Here is an 18,816-nt window from a genome sequence, read left to right on the forward strand (position 1 = left end):
CCGAACGATTTTGCCGTCTCTTTACTCGACTTGGCATTGTGATGACCGTGATCGCGAACCCACGATGAGCGGGCACTTCGCTGGACGTCCGGGCATGCCCACGCGTGCCTCCGTGCATCACGAGCAACAGCCGTACGGGATGCGGGATCCCGTACGGCCGGGGAAGGAGGCGGAGCGGGCGCGAACGGCCCGGCTCACGGCATGCGGATATGTCCTGTCAGGACAACAGTGCTTTCCCAGCAATCCAGTTGACGGGCGATCAGCCGAACGCCTTGGACAGACGGGCCAGTCCCTCGGTGATCTCCTGCGGCGTATGGGTGGTGAAGGACATGCGCAGGGTTGCCACGTCGGGCGTCGAGGCGAAGAACGGCGCGCCCGGCACGAACGCCACGTCGTGCGCGATCGCCCGGTGCAGCACGTCGGTCGCGTCGTGGCCGTCGGGCAGGCGTACCCACAGGAACATGCCGCCCTCCGGCCGGTTCCAGGCGCTGCCGGGCGGCAGTGCGCCGGGCAGGCCCGCGAGCAGCGCGTTCCGGCGGTCCCGGTAGGCGCCGCGGACCCGTTCCAGATGCGCGTCGAGATCGCAGTCGGCCAGGTATCGGGCCGCGGCGGCCTGGTCGACCGTGGAGGTGTGCAGGTCGGCCGCCTGCTTGGCGATGACACAGGCCCGCAGCAGCCCGGCCGGCGCCCGCAGCCATCCCAGCCGCATGCCCGGCGCCATCACCTTGGAGAAACTGCCGAGCAGCACCGTGCGGTCCGCCGCCTCGTCGAGCTCCGCGATCCACGGCTGGTACGCGCCCTCGAACCGCAGGTCCCCGTACGGGTCGTCCTCGGCGATCCACAGTCCGTGCCGTCCGGCCACCTCGGCGACCGCGCGGCGGCGCTCCAGCGGCAGCGTACGGCCGGTCGGATTCTGGAAGTTGGGCACCAGGTAGAGCAGCTTCGGCCGCTCCCGCAGCACCAGCTCCTCCAGGGCATGCGGCAGTACCCCGTCCGCGTCGGTCGGCACCGGGACGACCCGGGCGCCGGCGAAACCGAAGCACTGCAACGCCGCCAGATAGGTGGGGTCCTCCACCAGCACCACGTCGCCGGGCTCCAGCAGCGCGGTGACCAGCAGAGCCAGTCCCTGCTGCGAACCGCCGGTCACCAGCAGGCCGTCGGCGTCCGTGGCCAGACCGCGGGCGGTCAGCCGGGCCGCGACCGCCCCGCGCAGTTCCGGGTCGCCCTCGGTGGTGGAGTACTGCAGAACCCGTCGCGGCTGCTCGGCCAGCACCCGGTCGTAGGCCGCGCGCAGGCCCTCGGCGTCGAAGAGCTCGGGAGCCGGCAGCCCGCCGGCGAACGAGATGACCTCGGGCCGTGCGGTCAGCGCGAGGATCTCCCGTACCGGCGACGCGCCGACGTGGGGTGCGCGGGCGGCCAGACCGGGGACAGCGGCTCGGGTGCTCGTCATGAACGCAGCCTACGAAGAATCGTTGGTGTGTCCAGGTACTTTCCAGGATGCGGTCACCGCGGTCACTCGGGCCAGCGCGGCTGTGCACAGAGCCCCCTCGGCAAGGACGGCGGCCGGTCGAGAGGGCTCTGCTGCTGCGGTGTCGGGCACGGACCCGTCAGGCCCGTGGACGGTGCGTCGGATGCGCCGCTCAGCGCAGGTCGAACGCGCCGCGGTCCACATCAGTGACGAAGGACGCCCAGGCGTCCGGGGAAAAAGTCAGAACCGGGCCCTGCGGGTCCTTGGAGTCGCGGACGACCACGGCCTGCACGGCCGGGGACTTCACTTCCACACAGGCGCCGTTCCCGGTGGAACGCGAGGACTTCTTCCACGCGTGGGTGCTGCCCAGCTTGATTGCCATCTCTGCTCCGGTCTGTGCTGGTGACGGCGGCGCGGGCGGTCGCCTTTGCGCCATTGACTGAACGCCCACGACGCTACTCGCCAACATCACGCAGCGGTGGGCAGCTTCACCCAACCGGATGGCATATTCTATACAACCCTTCACAGTTGGACGCGCCGAGGTGTACCGTGCCGCCCCCTCCGGCCCCGCAGGGCCGGATCCGGCGCCTCCCCGGGCGTCCCCCTAGGCGTAGCGCTGAGCCCGCTCGCCGATGAAGGTCCGGCTCTGCTCGGCGCTCAGCGCCTGGGCCCGCAGGTGCTCGTACATCACGCTGTACGCCTGCACGTCGGTGTCCTTCTCCAGGTAAAGGTCGCTGTTGACGCCCTCCAGGTACACCACCGTGGCATCGGTGGCGTCGGTGAACTCCAGCACCGCGAACTGCCCGCTCAGGCCCGGGTGCGCGCCGGCCTCGAAGGGAAGCACCTGCACCGTCACATGCGGCAGGTGGCTCAACTCCACCAGATGCGCGAGCTGTTCCTTCATGATCTCGTTGGAGCCGACCTTGCGGCACAGCGCCGCCTCGTCGACCACCGCCCACATCCGCAGCGGAGCCTCGTCGTCGGTGATCCGCTCCTGGCGGCGCAGGCGCACGTTGACCCGCTTGTCGACCTGCTCCGGCGTGGCCTCCGGCAGGTTGCCGGCGATCACCGCGCTCGCGTACGCCTGGGTCTGCAGCAGACCGGGCACCACTTGGGGCTCGAACACCCGCAGGCTCGCCGCCTCCGTCTCCAGCCCGATGTACACGCTGTACGGGATGTCGCCGAAGGCGTGCCACCAGCCCTGCTGCCGCGACTCCTTGGCCATCTGCATCAGGGAGTCGACGATCCGGACGTCCTCGACGCCGTACACCCCGCACAGGTCGCGGACGTCCCGCTGGCTGATACTGCGCCGCCCGTTCTCCAGGCGGCTGATCTTCGACTGGGAGACGAGCAGCCGGGCCGCCACCTCCTCGGCCGTCATGCCCTTCTGCTCGCGGAGCTTGCGCAGCTCCGAACCGAGCCGGCGGCGCCTGACGGTGGGGTTGACGTTGGCGACCACGGGGACTGCACCTCCACGCTGAACGTACTGATGGTCAGCAGACTGCCACTACCGGTCATCACCGCGCTGGCGATTGAGCGGAACAAGCTTGTCCGCGCCCGGTCGTTTTCTTCCCGCTTCCCCGCCGGAGTCCGTTTCCGTCCCGGGGAACGGGCAAAGCGAACCCGCAGCGGGCCGGACCCCGGAAAGCGCGACGCGCGGGGCGCCGGCGCCCGGAACACGTCCGGGACGCCGCCGACCCGCGCGTCGCAGCGGCTCCCAGAGGGGGGACTCGCTGCGGACGGCCGCCCCGGCCTCAGGCCGGTGGCCTCGGTGTCCGGTCCCTGCCGGCGGACACCGTGACCGTCCTTATCGGGTGTGCGAGCGTTGCAAGGCGGTGCGAGATGGAGCCAGGGGTGGTGCCGGAGGTGCGGTGTGCCGGTGCGTCAGCGCGCGCCCGCCCGGGCCATCGTGCCGTGGCCCGCGGAGCGCTGCGCCTGGGCGGGCGGCCGTTTCGGCTGCGCCGCCACCCCGTTCTGCACGTCCATCACGGCGTGCGCGACGAGGCCGCCCATCGGGTCGTACCGGATCAGGTCACGCAGGCGCGATCGCGAGGACCGGCCCTCGTTCCCGGGATACAGGTGCTTGCCGAGCCCCACCGAGTGGGCGAGCGCGGCGAGCGCCGCGGTCCGCGGGTCCGGCGGGACGCCGGTGCGGATCGCCGAGTCGAGCCGGGACCTGATCTCCCGGCTGACCGCGCTGTCGGTCGCCTGATAGCGAGTCGTCGGCAGCACCCCGCACATCTGGCCCGGTACGGCGTGCACCATGCCGCACCGTTCCAAGTGCACGAGATACGTCTGGCGCAGCCCCAGCCGGGGCCCGCCGATCCAGTGGACGGCGCGCACCGGGCTGCCGCGTCGCCGCAGCAGTTCGAGCGCGGAGTCCAGAGTCGGATCTCCAGTCGGCCGTGGGTGCACCACGGCGATACGATCCCCGTCAGGGGCTATCCGTCCGGCCAGGGCCAGCTCGACGAGCTGTGCCCCGGCGAGGCCGAGGTCGAGCGACTGAGGCTGCGCTGTTGTCCCGGTGGCCGGGTCCAGTGCGAGCAGCAGCAGCTCTTCCGGAATTGTTCTGCGGCTCTTGCCCATCCATGCCTCCCCGCGTGGATGAATGACAGGGTGACGCCTCTCACACCGGCCTGTCGAGAGTGCCTCTGCCTTATCGGCGGGAACCGGGTGGTATGTCGTTCTCGTCTACGGGGTGGTGGGGTGTCGCAGACGGCCTGCGCGCCGGTCGCGGGACACTTGCCAGTGTGGTTCAGCAGGGCTAGGGGCGCCAGATCCGTGGCGCCCCTCACGATGTGTGCACGAGTAATGACGATCTGTGGAGGAGGTCTGCGTGGCGGGCGAGTCCCCCGGCAAGGAGCAGCAAAAGGAGACGTCGGGGGAGGTGGCCGACCGGATCGGCGCGGATCCGAGGCTGGCGGTGTTCGGGGCGTCCACTGGGACGCGTGAGGTGCGTGAGGCGTTGCGGTCCTCCGACATCCGCGAGGAACGCGGCACCGGCGGTGCCGTCGGAACCCCTTCCGCTTCCGCCCCGTCCGCCCCGGGCGCCGTGGACGGGCCGGCCGCCGGCGTGCGTCCGCATCCGGCCTCCGCGTCCACCTCCGCCTCGACGGCGAATACGGCGAACGACGTAGCCGACGTCGACTCCCCATCCGCCCCGGCTACGCCACGCGACACTTCCGCCCCACGCGCCTCGGCCTCCGGGGGCGTGAAAACGGAATCGAATCGTGATGCGGGCTCCGGGACGAATGAGGCTGACGTGACCTCTGTGGCTGCTGGTGCGGACGAGGACACTCCGCCGCACGCGCCCGCCGCCACCTCGGTGGCCGAGTCCCCCGCACGGACGGGCGGCGACCACGCGGATGACGTTGCCGCGGGCGAGGACGAGGACGGCTCCACGGACGAGGGCTCGGCCGACGAGGACGGGTCCGGCGGTCCGGACGCGGAGGACGCGACCGAGGACGCCGAGGACGCCGGTGACGTCCAGGACGCGGAGGAGGGGCCCACGGATCAGCCCACCACCCGGCTCCGGGCCGACACGCTCACCGCGCCCAAGGATGCGGGGTCGAAGTCCGCGCCTAAGGATGCGCAGTCCAAGGCCGCACCTAAGGGTGCGGGGTCGAACGCCGTGCCTAAGGATGCGGAGCCCAAGGCGAAGGATGAGAAGGCCGCACCTAGGGACGTCGAGCCCGAGGCCGCGTCTAAGGCGGCGGATGCGAAGGCCGCACCTAGGGACGTCGAGCCCGAGCCCGCACCCAAGGTGACGGACGCGAAGGCTGCGCCTGAGGATGCGGAGCCCAAGGCCGCCCCTCAGGACGCCGAGTCCAGGCCCGCGCCCAAGGCGGCAGATGCCAAAGCCACGCCCAAGGACGCCGACCCGAAGCCGGCCCCCAAGGATGCGGAGCCCAAGCCCGCTCCCCAGGGCGAGCCCGTGGTGCGGCCGCTGGTGTCGGACCTGTACGGACGGTCGGCCGACGAGCCGGGCGGTGCCGTCGCGTTCGGCAAGCCCGGAACGCCCACGCGCGCCCGGACCGTCCCCACCGAGGCGCCCGCCTCGCCCGCCAAGGGCAAGGCCCCGCTGCCGCCCGCCGCGGTTCCGGAGACCGGCGAGAGCGAGGCCGTGGGCCCGCAGGGCACCCGGACCATGCCCGTGCCGCCGACGCCGGACAAGGACCCGCTGAAGCTGCTCGCGGAGCTGACGAACACCCCGCCTCCGCCGGAGACACTGCTGCGCACCTCTGTGCGCCGCGTCAAGATCTGGACGCCGCTGGTCGTCCTGCTCGCGCTGGCCTTCGTCCTGGTTCAGGCGCTGCGTCCGCTGCCGGCGCCCTCGCTGGCGTCGACCACGGCGCCCTCGTACACCTTCAGCGGCACTGCCCTCCCGCAGTCGATGCCGTGGCCCTCCCAGGGGCAGTCGGCCGTCGAGGTGGAGGGCCTGGGCTCGCTCGGGGTGCACGGCGCCCAGACGCCCGTGCCGATCGCCAGCGTCACCAAGGTGATGACCGCGTACGTCGTCCTGCACGACCACCCGCTCAGCGGCAAGGAGAACGGCCCGCTGATCACCGTGGACGCGCAGGCCGCCGCCGAGTCGCAGTCCACCGAGGAGTCGACGGCGAAGGTCAAGAAGGGCCAGAAGTTCACCGAACGGCAGATGCTGCAGCTGCTCCTCATCCCGTCGGGCAACAACATCGCCCGGCTGCTGGCTCGTTGGGACGCCGGCACACAGGAGGCCTTCGTCGCCAAGATGATGAAGACGGCGAAGGGCCTGGGCATGACCCACACCACCTACACCGGCGCGAGCGGCTTCGAGTCGACCACGCAGAGCACGGCGGTGGACCTGCTCAAGCTGGCCCGCGAGGTCATGAAGAACGACGTCTTCCGTTCCGTCGTGGCGATGCCGAACGCGGACATCCCGGGTGTCGGCACGATCTACAACAACAACAACGACCTGGTGAACCTGGGCGTGGTCGGCGTCAAGACCGGCTCCAGCACCCCGGCCGGCGGCGCCCTGATGTGGGCGGCGCACCGGACGATCGACGGCAAGCAGCAGCTGATCCTCGGCGTGGTGCTGCAGCAGCGCGGCGGCGTCACCGTCAACGACAGCCTGAACGTCGCGCTCACCCGCAGCCAGGCGCTGATCAACTCGGTCCAGGGCGGCCTGACCTCGGCGACCATACTGAAGAAGGGCGAGGTCGTCGGCGAGGTCGACGACGGGCTCGGCGGCAGCACCCCGGTGGTGGCGAGCGCCGACCTGAAGGCGATCGGCTGGCCCGGCATGACCGCCAAGGTCACGCTCGACCCGCTGACCGGCGGCATCCCGCACGACGCGAAGGCCGGCACCGAGGTGGGCACGATCGGCTTCGGCACGGGCTCGGCCCGCACCACCGTGCCGGTGGTGCTCCAGACCGACCTGCACGCACCGTCGTTCGGGAAGAAGCTGACCCGCCTAGGCTGAGCCGAGTTCGCGCTCCAGGGGCGTACGGAAGCGCGGGGTGACCCGTACGCCCCCGAGCCGGGCGGTCAGCCCGGCCGCGGCATCGTCGACGGCCGCCGCGGCCTTCGCGCCGCGGTCGGTCAACTGCCGCCACACCACGGTCCCGTCGGCTCGCTGCCCCCAGCCGCCGATCACCTCGCCGCCCCACCAGACGGTCGGGCCGACGTTGCCGGTGCGGTCGAAGAGCGCGGCCCGGTGCTCCTGCGGCAGGAACCAGTCCCGGTCCTGCCATCCCATCGCAGCCGGGTCCAGAGCGGGCAGCAGCGCAGCCTCGGGCGCGGGCGCCTCGGTGGCCGCCGCGTCACCCGGCAGGACGTACCCCGTCGCGTCACCGGCGCCCGGCGCCAGCCGCACCTCTTCGGCGCCGACGGTCGCGAGCGCCTTTCTGACGGCCGTGAGCGTCCAGCCCGTCCACCACTTCAGGTCGGCCTCGCTGCCGGGCCCGTACGCGGCCAGCCAGGCCCGGACGACGGCGGCGCGGGCCGCGTCGGCGGGGCGGTCCTCCAGTGGCCGGGCCGGGGCCCACCGGAACTGGCTGCTGGTCCACGTCCCCGCGGGCCGGCGCCGTTCGATCCGGTTCTCCGCGGCCATCGTCCGGATGATGCGGCTGGCGACGTTCTGGGTCGTCTCGTAGGGCTTGCCGCGGGCGACCACCACCTGCTCGCGCAACTGGGGAACCAGGCGGGAGAGTTGCGCGCCGCTCAGCTCGCCTTTCGCGGTCAGGGTGTCGGACACCGCGTCCTCGGCGGCGGCGAGCCACTTCTCGTCCCAGCCGCCGCCCTCGGCGAGGAACGCCAGCAGCTTCTTGCGTTCGCTGACCGCGATGGGCCGGCCGGCGGCCGCGTACACGTCGGGGGCGCTGTCCCGGCTGACGACGAACATGGTCCGCCGCATCGCCAGCATGCGCACCAGCCCCGCGTCCGGCCCGTACAGCGCCGCCTCGACCGCCTCGAAGGTCCGCTCGGGCTTCGCGAGGCGCGCGTCGACGGAGAGGAACACCGTCGCCGGATCGGTGGCGTGCAGCGCCACCAGCGCGCCGGTCACCTCCTCGGCGCCCGCCGCACCCCGCCCCATCAGCCGACGCGCCACCCGCGCGGTCCGCTCCTGCGCCGTGACCTGCCACCGCTCAGCCATCCCCCCATCCTCACATCGCGGTGCGGCCCTTGCGGGGTCATCGAGCGGACGGCGTCACATCGTCCGCCGGGGCCGGGGCGGTCCCTGGCCCCGGCACACGCATGGCGTACCGCCCCGGCGGCCGGCTCACTCCGCGAGCGGGCGGAAGCGGCGCAGGCGCAGGCTGTTGCCGACGACGAAGACCGAGGAGAAGGCCATCGCCGCACCCGCGATCATCGGGTTGAGCAGGCCGAGGGCGGCCAGCGGGAGCGCCGCGGTGTTGTAGGCGAAGGCCCAGAACAGGTTCGCCTTGATCGTGCCGAGCGTCCGGCGTGACAGCCGGATGGCGTCCGCGGCCGTCCGCAGGTCCCCGCGCACCAGCGTCAGGTCGCCCGCCTCGATGGCCGCGTCGGTGCCGGTGCCCATCGCGAGTCCGAGGTCGGCCTGGGCGAGCGCCGCCGCGTCGTTGACGCCGTCACCGACCATCGCGACCGTCCGCCCCTGCTCCTGCAGGCGCCGCACCACGTCCACCTTGTCCTCGGGCAGCACCTCGGAGTGGACGTCGTCCGCGGCGATGCCGACCTGCGCCGCGACGGCCGCGGCGACGGCCGCGTTGTCCCCGGTCAGGAGTACCGGCCGCAGCCCCAGCGCGCGCAGCCGCCGCACCGCCTCGGCGCTCGTGGGCTTCACCCGGTCGGCCACGGTCAGCACCGCGCGGGCGGCGCCGTCCCAGCCGACGGTGACCGCGGTGGCGCCGCGGGCCTCGGCCGCCGCCTGCGCCTCCGCGAGCTCGGGTGGCAGCGCCATACCGGCGTCCCGCAGCAGGCGTCCGCGGCCCGCCAGCACCTGGTGGCCCTCGACCGTGCCGCGCACCCCGAGCCCGGGCACGTTCGCGAAGTCGGCCTCCACGGGCGGCAGGTCGCCGACGACGTCGGCCGCTCCCGTCGCGATGGCGCGGGCGACGGGGTGCTCCGAGGCGTGCTCGAGCGCGCCCGCGAACCGCAGCACGTCCTTCTCCTCGACCCCTTCGGCCGGGTGGACGCCGGTCAGCGCCATGGCGCCGGTGGTGACCGTGCCGGTCTTGTCGAGCACCACGGTGTCGACGGCCCGGGTGGACTCCAGCACCTCGGGGCCCTTGATGAGGATGCCGAGCTGGGCGCCGCGGCCGGTGCCGACCATCAGGGCGGTCGGCGTGGCCAGTCCCAGCGCGCACGGGCAGGCGATGATGAGCACGGCGACGGCGGCGGTGAAGGCCGCGGTCGGCCCCTCGCCGATCGCGAGCCACACGCCGAGCGTGGCCAGCGCGAGGGCGATGACCACCGGCACGAACACCGCCGAGATCCGGTCGGCGAGCCGCTGGGCCGCCGCCTTGCCGTTCTGCGCGTCGGCCACCAGGCGGGCCATCCGGGCGAGTTGGGTGTCGGCGCCGACCTTCACGGCCTCGACGACGATGCGCCCGCCGGCGTTCACCGTCGCGCCGGTGACGGCGGAGCCGGGTCCGACCTCGACCGGGACCGACTCGCCGGTGAGCATCGAAGCATCGACGGCCGAGCCGCCCTCGCGCACCACCCCGTCGGTGGCGATCTTCTCGCCGGGGCGCACCACGAAGCGGTCACCGACCGCCAGCTCGGCGACGGGTACGCGCACTTCCCGAGTCCCCGCGGGGCCCTCACGCAGCACGGCCACGTCCTTGGCGCCCAGTTCCATCAGGGCGCGCAGGGCCGCGCCGGCCCGTCGCTTGGCGCGGGCCTCGAAGTAGCGCCCGGCGAGGATGAACGCGGTCACGCCTGCCGCGGCCTCCAGATAGATCTCCCCGCTGCCGCCCCCGCGGGACACGGCGAAGGAGAACGGGTGCTTCATCCCGGCCATGCCCGCGGTGCCGAAGAACAGCGCCCACAGGGACCAGCCGTAGGCGGCGAGCGTGCCGACCGAGACCAGGGTGTCCATGGTCGCGGCGCCGTGGCGGGCGTTGACCCAGGCCGCGCGGTGGAACGGCCAGGCGGCGTAGACGGCGACGGGGGAGGCCAGCGTCAGCGCCAGCCACTGCCAGTTGGTGAACTGCAGCGCCGGGACCATCGACAGCACGATCACCGGCACGGCCAGCACCACCGCCGTCATCAGCCGCTGCCGCAGGGTGACCAGTTCGAGGTCGGCCGCGGACCGGCCACCGGTGCCGCCGGTGGCTTCCGCGTCCGTTCGGCCGTCCGCATCGGGGTCACCGGACGCGCCGGGCGGGGGAGTCGGGGGCGCGGGCAGGGCGGCGGTGTAGCCGGTGGCCTCGACCGTCGCGATCAGGTCGGCGACGGCGACGCCGGCCGCGTCGTCGTACGCCACCTTCGCCTTCTCGGTGGCGTAGTTGACGGTGGCGGTGACGCCGTCCATCCGGTTGAGCTTCTTCTCGATCCGGGCGGCGCAGGACGCGCAGGTCATGCCGCCGATCTCCAGCTCGACCCGCTGCTGCTGCGCCGTCCCGCCGTCGTTCCCCACTGTCGTCGCCACGTGCGTTCGCCTGCTTCCCCTGATCCCCTGGCGTCCTCTGTGCTGCTGCGTGTGCTGCGTGTGCCGCTGACGTCCGGGCGCGGTGCCTGTCCGCGCTCGGCGTGCCCGGCGGCTGACTGGTGCGTGGGCCGCACGCCGTGCGGCGTGTGCGGGCGTGCCGTCTGTCGCGCGCCCGCGCGTCGCGTGGCCGAGGGCCCTTCGCCGTGCGGTCAGGCGCGGCCGACGAGCGCGTAGCCCGCCTCGTCCACGGCCGCGCGGACGGCGTCGTCGTCCAGCGGCTGCTCGGAGGCGATGGTCAGCAGCCCGGTCTTGGCCACGGCGGTGACCGACGTGACGCCGGGGATCGCGGTGATCTCCTTGCTGACCGCGGACTCGCAGTGACCGCAGCTCATCCCGGTGACGGTGTAGACGGCCTCGCTCATGGTGCGCTCCTCGTTCCTGTGGCCTGCGGGGCATCGCGCGGGCGCCGCGCGGTGCCGTTCCGAAGGGCGGTTTCCCTCCGTTCACCACAACCATATACCCCCTAGGGGTATCGAGGCGCAGGGCGCCCCGGCCGTGTGGTGACCGTCACCTGCCTGCCGTCACCCGTCCGCGGTCACCTGCCGAACATCACCTGTCCGCCCGCGCGGTCACCTGTCCGGGGTCACCCCCGTGACGGCCGTTCGTCCGCAGGCCACTCGTCCGCCGCGAGACGGTCGAGCAGGCCGGCGGCCAGCCGGAGCAGCTCGCGCTCGGTCTCGTTGAGCTCCGCCTCCATGCGGGCGCGCAGCCATGCGTCGCGGTGCTCGACGTCGCGCGCCATCGCCGCGAAGCCGCTCTGCGTCAGCTCGATGCGGTACTGCCTGCCGTCCGCGGCGTCCCGCACCCGGGTCACCAGGCCGTCCTCCTGGAGTGCGGCCAGCGTGCGGGTGAGCGACTGCGGTTGGACGTGCAGGGCGGTGGCCAGCGCACCGGGTGTGGTCGGGCCCTCGCGGTAGAGCTGGGCGAGGAGGCCGAGCCGCCCGCTGGGCAGTGCGTCGGGCAGCCGCTCGGCGCGCATGCGACGGCCGAGGCGGTTGACCGCGCGGCGCAGCGTGGATGCCGGATCGGTGGAGGGCGGGGGAAACATGGCGGCGATTTCCTCAGCTTTGCGTATCATCTAGAGGTCGGGTATTCGAGGCGATGAGGGTGACTTTCCGCGACTTACGGGAATCTTGTGCGATGAGCTGGGCATGTGGTGACGCGATTCGGGCGGATAGTCGTACGTAAGGCGTAGGAATCGTGAGATGAGGACACCTATGATGATCCGACTGTGCCTCCTCGACCCCGGAAGGGTGAGATGGCGCGCCGCTGTACGAACCGTCCTCGCCGCTGTGACGGCCTTGGTGGTCACCGACGTGGTCGTCCGATCGGCTCATCTGCCCGGCGGCATGGTGGTGATCGCGACCGTGGTCGCCGTCCTCGTCTCGCGCTCGCTGCACGGGACCAGCCTCCCGCACCGGCTGTCCGCCCTCGCCTACGTGCCCGCCATCGGCATCCTCGCCGCCTTCACCGGGCGCTTCATGCTGGGGCACGCCGCCCTCGGCGCCGCGGCCTACGTCGGCGCGGTCTCGGCGTCCCGGTACCTCATGCGGTTCGGCGGCAAAGTGCGTCGCTTCGGCCGGCTGGCCCTCACCCCGCTGCTGTCCGTCCTCGTGGTGCCGGTGCCGCCGAGCGCCGCCCGCGCGACCGGTCCGCTGTGGGGCGGCCTCGCCGGACTCGTCGCGGTCGCCGCGGTGATCGCCGTGCTCGCGGTCATGCCGGCCCGGCCCACGCGTGAGGCGGCAGCCGCCGCGGGCGACGTGCTCCAGGCCGCGGTCCGGCTGCGCGCCCTGCCCCCGGAGGCCACCATCCGTACCCGCGGCCGCGCGGAACGCGCCCTGCACCGGGCGGCCCTCACCGTCGAGGACCGGCTCGCCGCAGCGCGGCTGCACAAGGGCGCCGACCACAGCCCGCTGGACGAGCTGTCCGCCGCCGTGCTCCAGGCCGAGGTCCTCGCGGCGCGGCCCGCCGCCGACATCGAACCCGAACGCTGGGCCGCCGCACTCGACGAGCTGCGCGACCGCGCGGCGACCGTGCGCGCGATCCGGGCCGGCGAGTACCCCGTACCGGACGCGCCCGCGCCCCGGCGCCGGACCGGCGGTCGGTTCGACCTGCAGCCGCAGACCCGTCTGTCGGCCCAGCTCGCGGTCGCCATGGCCGCCGCCTTCGCGGCCGGGCACCTGGCGTTCGCGCACCACTGGACGTGGACGGTCATCACGTCCTTCGTGGTGTGCAGCGCGGCCCGCGGCCGCGGCGACGTGGTGCACCGCAGCGGGCTGCGCATCGCCGGCGCGTTCGCCGGCGGCGTCACCGGCACCCTGATCGCCCACCTGGTGGCGGGCGAGCCGCCCCTCGCGGTGGTCGTGATCTTCGCCTACCTGGTGACCGGGCTGTGGCTGCGCGACGTCACCTACGCCGCCTGGGCGTTCTGCGTCACCAGCATGCTGGCCGTCCTCTACTCCATGAACGGCGAGCAGGGCGCGGCGCTGCTCATCCAGCGGCCCGAGGGCATTCTGCTCGGCTCGGTCTGCGGCATCGCGGCCGCCTTCTTCGTGCTGCCGCTGCGGACCGAGACGGTGCTGCGCGGCCGCGCGGCCCGAGCGCTGCAGGTGCTGCAGGAGGTGCTCGCCGCCGCCCGCGCGGAGCAGCCGCAGCCCGCGGAGATACGGCGACTGGCCCGCGCCTTCGACAAGGCCGCGCAGGACCTGGCCGCCGCGGCCGCCCCCGCCCGCGCGCACCGTTCACTCGTCCACCACCCCCGGCAGCACCTCCCGCGGCAGGTCGCCCGCTCCCTGCCCACCCCCCTCCTCCGCGCCCTCCGCGCCGCCCTCGACCGCATCCCACGCCGCCGGACCGCCGCCCTCGGAAGCGCCGCCACCGGAAGCGCCGCCACCCACGCCGCGGACTGGGCCGACGCCCTCGCCGCCTGCGCCCCCGCCGTCCGCGCCCTCGCGGCCGCCGAAGTGGGCGAACTGGCCGCCGCCCGGGCCCAGCTCGGCCTCGCGGCGCTGAACACCGGCCAGGTCCGCCGCAGGCTCGGCCACCGCCCCGACGCCGAGCCTCCGCGCCGGGCCCGCAGCGGCCCCTCGCACCTGATCAGCCTGAACGCCGCACTCGCCGACCTCTACGACCGGCTCCCCTCGGGCCCTCAGCCCGTTCCCGCCCCCGCACCCACCTCGGTTCCGGCGGTGGGCTGAGGCCGCAGACCCGGCCCCACGGCGCCCGGCGACACGGCCGCCCGACCCCGGGCGGCCCCGGCCCGCCCCGCCGCTGAGATCTTCCGCACTCCCGCCCAGGGCCCCGGTTCCGTACCCCGGCCCGGGCCCTACTCTTGGTGCGTCGGCGCGTACCGCGGCTGCGGACGCGACCAGCTCGTTCACCAGGAGGCGGCACCGTGCTGCGCACCATGTTCAAGTCCAAGATCCACCGGGCCACCGTGACCCAGGCGGATCTGCACTATGTGGGCTCCGTGACCGTCGACGCCGACCTCCTGGACGCGGCCGACCTGCTGCCCGGCGAACTCGTGCACATCGTCGACATCACCAACGGCGCCCGCCTGGAGACGTACATCATCGAGGGCGAACGCGGCTCCGGCGTCATCGGCATCAACGGCGCCGCGGCGCACCTGGTCCACCCCGGTGACCTGGTCATCCTGATCAGCTACGCCCAGGTCGACGATGCCGAGGCCCGCACCCTGCGCCCGGCGGTCGTGCACGTCGACGCCGACAACCGCATCGTCGCCCTCGGCGACGACACCGCGGAGCCCGTCCCCGGCTCGGACGACGTCCGCCCGCCCCACGCGGCCGTCCGGGTCTGAGCCCCCGCGGGCCCGCCCCTCAGCGGGGTGGGCCGCCCCGACAGCAGACGACCCGCCTCGCGAGGACTGCGGTCGGCCCTTACAGGGCCGCGGCAGGCCGCCGTGCGAGGCGGGTCGGACGGGCTCACTCTTCTCTTCAAGCAGCGGTCACCACGGCCGACCCCCTGACGGGGCCCGGGACCGGGCGTATCTCCACACGGACGCCGCGCACGGCGGCCGTCCACTCGGCGCGCAGTCGCGCCAGTTCCTTCAGTTCCTCCGGCGTCCACGCTCGGTCGCCGTGCTCCTGCACGTATGCGCGCAGGGCCGCGTTCGCCGAGTGCGCGGCGTTCATGGCCGGCACGGTGCTCCGCGCGGCGGTCGTGCCGGCCGGCGCGGTCGAGCCGTCCGGCTCCCCGGCGTTCGCCTGATCGAGACTTCCCCCAAACATGTGAACCAGCCTAGGCGGCGCCACTGACAATCCCGAATCGGTTTCGCCACGGCGTGTGGCGGCCCCGCCACGCCTCGGCACCGCCCCGGACCTGCGACGACCCGCCGACGAACGGCGGCTGTCCGTACCGGCTGCCATGCTGGACTGTGAGGGAGGACACAGCGTCCGAATACGTCACATCCCCACCCTCCGCACTCCAGCGTCCACAGCGAAGACAGCCCACGTACAGCTCACGTACAGCTCTTGGAGGACGGCACCATGCTCACCACCGACTACGTGCCCGGCGCGCCCAACTGGGTCGACCTGGGCAGTCGTGACACGGAGGCCGCTGCGGCGTTCTACGGGGCCCTGTTCGGCTGGGAGTTCCAGTCCGCGGGCCCGGAGGCCGGCGGGTACGGCATGTTCCGGCTGGGCGGCAAGACCGTCGCCGCCCTCGGCCCGCTGCAGGCCGAGAACGCCAACGCGGCCTGGACGGTGTACTTCGCGACCGTCGACGCCGACGCGACCACCAAGGCCGTCGAGCAGGCCGGCGGCAGGGTCCGCTTCCCGCCGATGGACGTGTTCGACCAGGGCCGTCTCGCCGGGTACGCCGACCCGACCGGCGCCGATTTCGCCGTGTGGCAGCCCGGCACGAACAAGGGACTGGACCGCGTGGGTGACGGCGCCCTGTGCTGGACCGAGCTCTACACGCCGGACGCCGAGGCGGCCAAGGCCTTCTATCAGACGGTGTTCAACTGGGACACCGAAGGCATGCCGCTGCCGGACGGCGGTGGCACCTACCACGTCGTCTCCCGCTCCGGGGGCGGCCAGACCGGCTCGCACGGCGGCATCATGCAGCTCAGCGGGAACCTGCTTCCGCACGGGACGGCCTACTGGCAGCCGTACTTCGCCGTCGCGGACTGCGACGCGGTGGTGGCCCGGGCAACCGAGCGCGCCGCCACCGTCCTGATGCCGCCCACCGACATGCAGGGCGTCGGGCGCATCGCCCTGCTCCAGGACCCCGAGCGTGCCCGCTTCGCGGTGCTCAGCCCGGAGCCCCCGGCGGCGACAGCCTGACACCGGTCCACGCCGACAACTCGCGCGTGCTCTCGAAGCGCACCGCCTCGCCGCTCAGCGGGTCGGTGAACTCCAGGGCGCGCGCGAGCAGTTGCAGGGGCCGGCTGAAGTCCTCGTCCCCGTCGGCGGCCTCCGGCAGCACCTCGGGGTAGACGGGATCGTTCAGCAGCGGCAGCCCCAACGCGTTCATGTGCACGCGCAGTTGATGGGTACGGCCGGTCGCGGGCAGCAGCCGGTAGCGGCCGAGGCCGTCCCGGCGCGCCAGCAGCTCGACGCGGCTCTCGGCGTTCGGCGGCCCAGGTTCTTCGAACGCCGCGATCACCCCGCGCTCCTTGACGATCCGGCTGCGGACCGTCCGGGGCAGCGCCACCCGCGGGTCGAACCGGGCCACGGCTTCGTACTCCTTGCGGACCCGCCGGTCCCGGAACATCGTCTGGTACGCGCCCCGGTCCCGCGGCCGGACCACGAACAGCGCCAGCCCGGCGGTCAGCCGGTCGAGCCGGTGCGCGGGGGAGAGGTCCGGCAGCTCCAGGTCGCGGCGGAGCCGGGCCAGCGCGGTCTCGGTGACATGCCGCCCGCGCGGGGTGGTGGCCAGGAAGTGCGGCTTGTCCGCGACGACGATCCGCTCGTCGCGGTGCACGATCCGCACGGGGAACGGCAACGGACGCTCCGGCTCCAGATCGCGGTGGAACCAGACCCAGCCGCCCGCGCGGTACGGGGTGCGAGCGTCGACCGGACCGTCCTCCGTCACGAACCGCCCGTCCGCGAGCATGGCGTCGAGCCGCTCCCGCCCTACCGCCGGGCCGTAGTAGGCGTACAGGAACGCGCTGATCGTCGGCCAGACGCCGTCACCGGGCAGTCGCAGGCGCACGGGGTCCACGCCCGCACGCTGCTCCAGCGGTGCGGGCGGCGCCTTGCGCCCGGCCCTGCGCGCCACGGTCCGGCCCGCCTTTCCTTCTCCGGCCCGGAGCGCTGCCCCGGCCCGATCACGTCCGTACGACTCCGGCGGCTTCGTACAGGCGCCGAAGAGGAATCGGGGGTCCGCCCGCTGCCCGGGCGTCACGACGTGTAGGCCGCGCCCGCCGCCACGGGTCTTCCGCCGCCTGTTGTGTGCCGCCGTGCGCGCTCCAGGCTACGCGCCCGACCTGCGCCGACGGTGATCGTCCGCGGTGAATGAGAGCGCTCTCTTGACGGCTTGGCGTGTACACGACTTCAATCGTTGTCGGTCAGTCCCACCACCCCCACCTGGCGCAGCCCCTCGCTGTCGTCGCCCCCCACCCCTCGGAGCCGGCCATGTCAGCTCTTCCGCGTCACTCGCGAAAGTCCCCACGTCCTCCCGTGTCACCCCGGACCGCTCTGTTCCGGCGCTGGCGGGCCCTCGGCCTGGCGGCCGCCCTCGGTGCGATCGCCCTGTTCGGGGCCGAGGCCCCGGCCGCTCAGGCCGTCAGCGTGCCCCCGCCGCCATCGGGCTGGTCCACCGTCTTCAGCGACGACTTCTCCGGGGCCTCGGGCAGCGCGCCCAACGGCTCGAAGTGGACGTACGACACCGGTCCGGGCTCGAACTTCGGCACCGGCGAGATCGAGACGATGACCAACTCGACCAGCAACGTCCACCTGGACGGCAACGGTCACCTGAACATCACCGCCCTGGGCAGCGGCAGCAACTGGACCTCCGGCCGGATCCACACGCCGACCGCCAACGTCGGCGCGCCGGCCGGCGGCAAGCTCCAGGTCACCGCGTCCATCCAGCAGCCGTCGCCGGCCAACGGCCTCGGCTACTGGCCCGCGTTCTGGATGCTCGGGTCCGGTCAGTGGCCCGAGAACGGCGAGATCGACATCATGGAGGACGTCAACGCCCTGTCCGAGGTGGCGGGCACGGTCCACTGCGGCACCTACCCGGGCGGCGTCTGCAACGAGGGCAACGGCATCGGCAGTGGTCTGCGCGGCTGTTCGGGCTGTCAGAGCGGCTTCCACACGTACTCGATGATCCTCGACCGCACGAACACGTCGGCCGAGTCGATCACCTTCTACCTGGACGGCTCGGCGTACTTCACCGTCACCGAGGGCCAGGTCGGCACGTCGACGTGGCAGCAGGCGTTCGACCACAACATGATGATCATCTTTGACCTCGCCATGGGCGGCGGCTTCCCGAACGGCGTGTGCGGCTGCACCTCGCCCAGCGGGGCGACGACCTCGGGCGGGACGATGAGCGTCGGCTACGTTGCCGCGTACTCGACGAGCGGCGGCGGTGGCGGCAACCCGCCGCCGTCCAACGGCAGCGCCGTCACCGGCTACGGCGGCCTGTGCCTCGACGACCGTTCGGCGAGCACCGCCAACTACAACCCGGTCCAGGTCTACACCTGCAACGGCACCGCGGCGCAGCAGTGGACCTTCGTCCAGGCCGGCACCACGCTGCACGTCCTCGGCAAGTGCCTGGACGTGTACGCGGCCGGTACGGCCAACGGCACGAAGGTCGATCTCTACGACTGCAACAACACCGGATCACAGGTGTGGATACCGCAGTCCAACGGCTCCCTGTACAACCCGCAGTCCAACAAGTGCCTGGACGACACCGGTTGGTCCACCACCCCGGGCACCCAGGTCGAGATCTGGGACTGCACGGGCGGCGCCAACCAGGTGTGGCACCTGCCCTCCTGACCCCTGTCCGCCCGGCACACGAAAGCCCGCACCCCTGAGGGGTGCGGGCTTTTCGGTTCATGAGGTTCCGCGCTGTGCGACGTGCCCCAGGCAGGATTCGAACCTGCGACACCAGCTTTAGGAGAGCTGTGCTCTATCCCCTGAGCTACTGGGGCGGGGACGGTCCGGCCGGGGCCGGGACGCGCGTGGACAGTGTACCGGCTGCGCCGATCCCTCGT

Annotated in this window: 15 protein-coding genes and 1 tRNA gene; 5 read left to right on the forward strand and 11 right to left on the reverse strand. The window is 73.0% G+C overall.

Annotated features, from left to right (window positions below; translation table 11 throughout):
• Window positions 1–259 precede the first annotated feature (259 nt).
• From K7862_RS03600 to K7862_RS03615, 4 genes are all read right to left on the reverse strand, one after another.
• Window positions 260–1,450, reverse strand: a complete 1,191-nt coding sequence (locus K7862_RS03600) for an aminotransferase-like domain-containing protein (protein WP_222960515.1) — start codon at window positions 1,448–1,450, stop codon at window positions 260–262.
• Between the two features lie 190 nt (window positions 1,451–1,640).
• On the reverse strand, window positions 1,641–1,850 hold the full coding sequence (locus tag K7862_RS03605; protein ID WP_222960517.1) for a DUF397 domain-containing protein: 210 nt from the start codon (window positions 1,848–1,850) through the stop codon (window positions 1,641–1,643).
• A gap of 222 nt (window positions 1,851–2,072) precedes the next feature.
• Complete coding sequence (locus tag K7862_RS03610) at window positions 2,073–2,927, reverse strand: helix-turn-helix domain-containing protein (protein WP_222960519.1); 855 nt, start codon at window positions 2,925–2,927, stop codon at window positions 2,073–2,075.
• Between the two features lie 425 nt (window positions 2,928–3,352).
• Complete coding sequence (locus K7862_RS03615) at window positions 3,353–4,054, reverse strand: GOLPH3/VPS74 family protein (RefSeq protein WP_222960522.1); 702 nt, start codon at window positions 4,052–4,054, stop codon at window positions 3,353–3,355.
• Between the two features lie 676 nt (window positions 4,055–4,730).
• Between K7862_RS03615 and K7862_RS03620 the strand changes: the two genes are divergently transcribed.
• Window positions 4,731–6,926 carry a D-alanyl-D-alanine carboxypeptidase family protein gene (locus K7862_RS03620; protein WP_308011827.1) on the forward strand — a complete coding sequence of 732 codons (2,196 nt, stop codon included), beginning with the start codon at window positions 4,731–4,733 and terminating at the stop codon, window positions 6,924–6,926.
• Here the strand turns inward: K7862_RS03620 and K7862_RS03625 are convergent.
• The 4 genes from K7862_RS03625 to K7862_RS03640 all read right to left on the reverse strand — a co-directional run bounded on the left by K7862_RS03625 (window position 6,918) and on the right by K7862_RS03640 (window position 11,685).
• Complete coding sequence (locus tag K7862_RS03625) at window positions 6,918–8,099, reverse strand: winged helix DNA-binding domain-containing protein (RefSeq protein WP_222960526.1); 1,182 nt, start codon at window positions 8,097–8,099, stop codon at window positions 6,918–6,920. The genes K7862_RS03620 and K7862_RS03625 overlap by 9 nt on opposite strands.
• 126 nt (window positions 8,100–8,225) lie before the next feature.
• Window positions 8,226–10,508, reverse strand: coding sequence for a heavy metal translocating P-type ATPase (locus K7862_RS03630; protein ID WP_222960874.1), 2,283 nt, complete (start codon window positions 10,506–10,508; stop codon window positions 8,226–8,228).
• Window positions 10,509–10,786: 278 nt separating this feature from the next.
• A complete protein-coding gene (locus K7862_RS03635) occupies window positions 10,787–10,999 on the reverse strand; it encodes a heavy-metal-associated domain-containing protein (protein WP_222960528.1) in 213 nt (70 codons plus the stop codon).
• 221 nt (window positions 11,000–11,220) lie between these two features.
• Window positions 11,221–11,685 carry a MarR family winged helix-turn-helix transcriptional regulator gene (locus K7862_RS03640; protein WP_222960530.1) on the reverse strand — a complete coding sequence of 155 codons (465 nt, stop codon included), beginning with the start codon at window positions 11,683–11,685 and terminating at the stop codon, window positions 11,221–11,223.
• A gap of 244 nt (window positions 11,686–11,929) precedes the next feature.
• On the opposite strand from K7862_RS03640, the gene K7862_RS03645 reads away from it, so the two are divergent.
• Together K7862_RS03645 and panD are read left to right on the forward strand one after the other, a co-directional pair.
• A complete protein-coding gene (locus K7862_RS03645) occupies window positions 11,930–13,834 on the forward strand; it encodes an FUSC family protein (RefSeq protein ID WP_222960532.1) in 1,905 nt (634 codons plus the stop codon).
• A gap of 197 nt (window positions 13,835–14,031) precedes the next feature.
• On the forward strand, window positions 14,032–14,454 hold the full coding sequence (panD, locus tag K7862_RS03650) for an aspartate 1-decarboxylase (RefSeq protein WP_222960535.1): 423 nt from the start codon (window positions 14,032–14,034) through the stop codon (window positions 14,452–14,454).
• Between the two features lie 136 nt (window positions 14,455–14,590).
• On the opposite strand, the gene K7862_RS03655 is transcribed toward panD, so the two are convergent.
• The gene (locus K7862_RS03655; RefSeq protein WP_222960537.1) at window positions 14,591–14,884 is read right to left on the reverse strand and encodes a hypothetical protein; all 294 of its coding nucleotides are present in this window, start codon (window positions 14,882–14,884) and stop codon (window positions 14,591–14,593) included.
• Between the two features lie 258 nt (window positions 14,885–15,142).
• On the opposite strand from K7862_RS03655, the gene K7862_RS03660 reads away from it, so the two are divergent.
• Window positions 15,143–15,940 (forward strand): VOC family protein, encoded by a 798-nt coding sequence (locus tag K7862_RS03660; protein WP_222960539.1) that lies wholly within the window; start codon window positions 15,143–15,145, stop codon window positions 15,938–15,940.
• Here K7862_RS03660 and K7862_RS03665 read toward each other — a convergent pair.
• Window positions 15,909–16,877, reverse strand: a complete 969-nt coding sequence (locus K7862_RS03665; protein WP_222960541.1) for a pseudouridine synthase — start codon at window positions 16,875–16,877, stop codon at window positions 15,909–15,911. The two genes, K7862_RS03660 and K7862_RS03665, sit on opposite strands and share 32 nt — an antisense overlap.
• A gap of 401 nt (window positions 16,878–17,278) precedes the next feature.
• Here K7862_RS03665 and K7862_RS03670 point away from each other — a divergent pair, with 401 nt between their 5' ends.
• The gene (locus tag K7862_RS03670) at window positions 17,279–18,598 is read left to right on the forward strand and encodes a ricin-type beta-trefoil lectin domain protein (protein WP_308011828.1); all 1,320 of its coding nucleotides are present in this window, start codon (window positions 17,279–17,281) and stop codon (window positions 18,596–18,598) included.
• Between the two features lie 82 nt (window positions 18,599–18,680).
• Here K7862_RS03670 and K7862_RS03675 read toward each other — a convergent pair.
• A tRNA-Arg gene (locus K7862_RS03675) sits at window positions 18,681–18,753 on the reverse strand.
• Between the last annotated feature and the right edge of the window lie 63 nt (window positions 18,754–18,816).

The organism is Actinacidiphila acidipaludis, from assembly GCF_019890725.1.
GTDB classification, from domain to species: Bacteria; Actinomycetota; Actinomycetes; order Streptomycetales; family Streptomycetaceae; genus Actinacidiphila; species Actinacidiphila acidipaludis.

What these genes read in the sequence shown, in the direction of transcription:
- K7862_RS03660 (WP_222960539.1), top strand. Translation starts at nt 15,143, where the DNA reads ATGCTCACCACCGACTACGTGCCCGGCGCGCCCAACTGGGTCGACCTG.
- K7862_RS03615 (WP_222960522.1), bottom strand. Translation starts at nt 4,054, where the DNA reads ATGGGCAAGAGCCGCAGAACAATTCCGGAAGAGCTGCTGCTGCTCGCA.
- K7862_RS03600 (WP_222960515.1), bottom strand. Translation starts at nt 1,450, where the DNA reads ATGACGAGCACCCGAGCCGCTGTCCCCGGTCTGGCCGCCCGCGCACCC.
- K7862_RS03640 (WP_222960530.1), bottom strand. Translation starts at nt 11,685, where the DNA reads ATGTTTCCCCCGCCCTCCACCGATCCGGCATCCACGCTGCGCCGCGCG.
- K7862_RS03635 (WP_222960528.1), bottom strand. Translation starts at nt 10,999, where the DNA reads ATGAGCGAGGCCGTCTACACCGTCACCGGGATGAGCTGCGGTCACTGC.
- K7862_RS03605 (WP_222960517.1), bottom strand. Translation starts at nt 1,850, where the DNA reads ATGGCAATCAAGCTGGGCAGCACCCACGCGTGGAAGAAGTCCTCGCGT.
- K7862_RS03655 (WP_222960537.1), bottom strand. Translation starts at nt 14,884, where the DNA reads ATGTTTGGGGGAAGTCTCGATCAGGCGAACGCCGGGGAGCCGGACGGC.
- K7862_RS03630 (WP_222960874.1), bottom strand. Translation starts at nt 10,508, where the DNA reads ATGACCTGCGCGTCCTGCGCCGCCCGGATCGAGAAGAAGCTCAACCGG.
- K7862_RS03625 (WP_222960526.1), bottom strand. Translation starts at nt 8,099, where the DNA reads ATGGCTGAGCGGTGGCAGGTCACGGCGCAGGAGCGGACCGCGCGGGTG.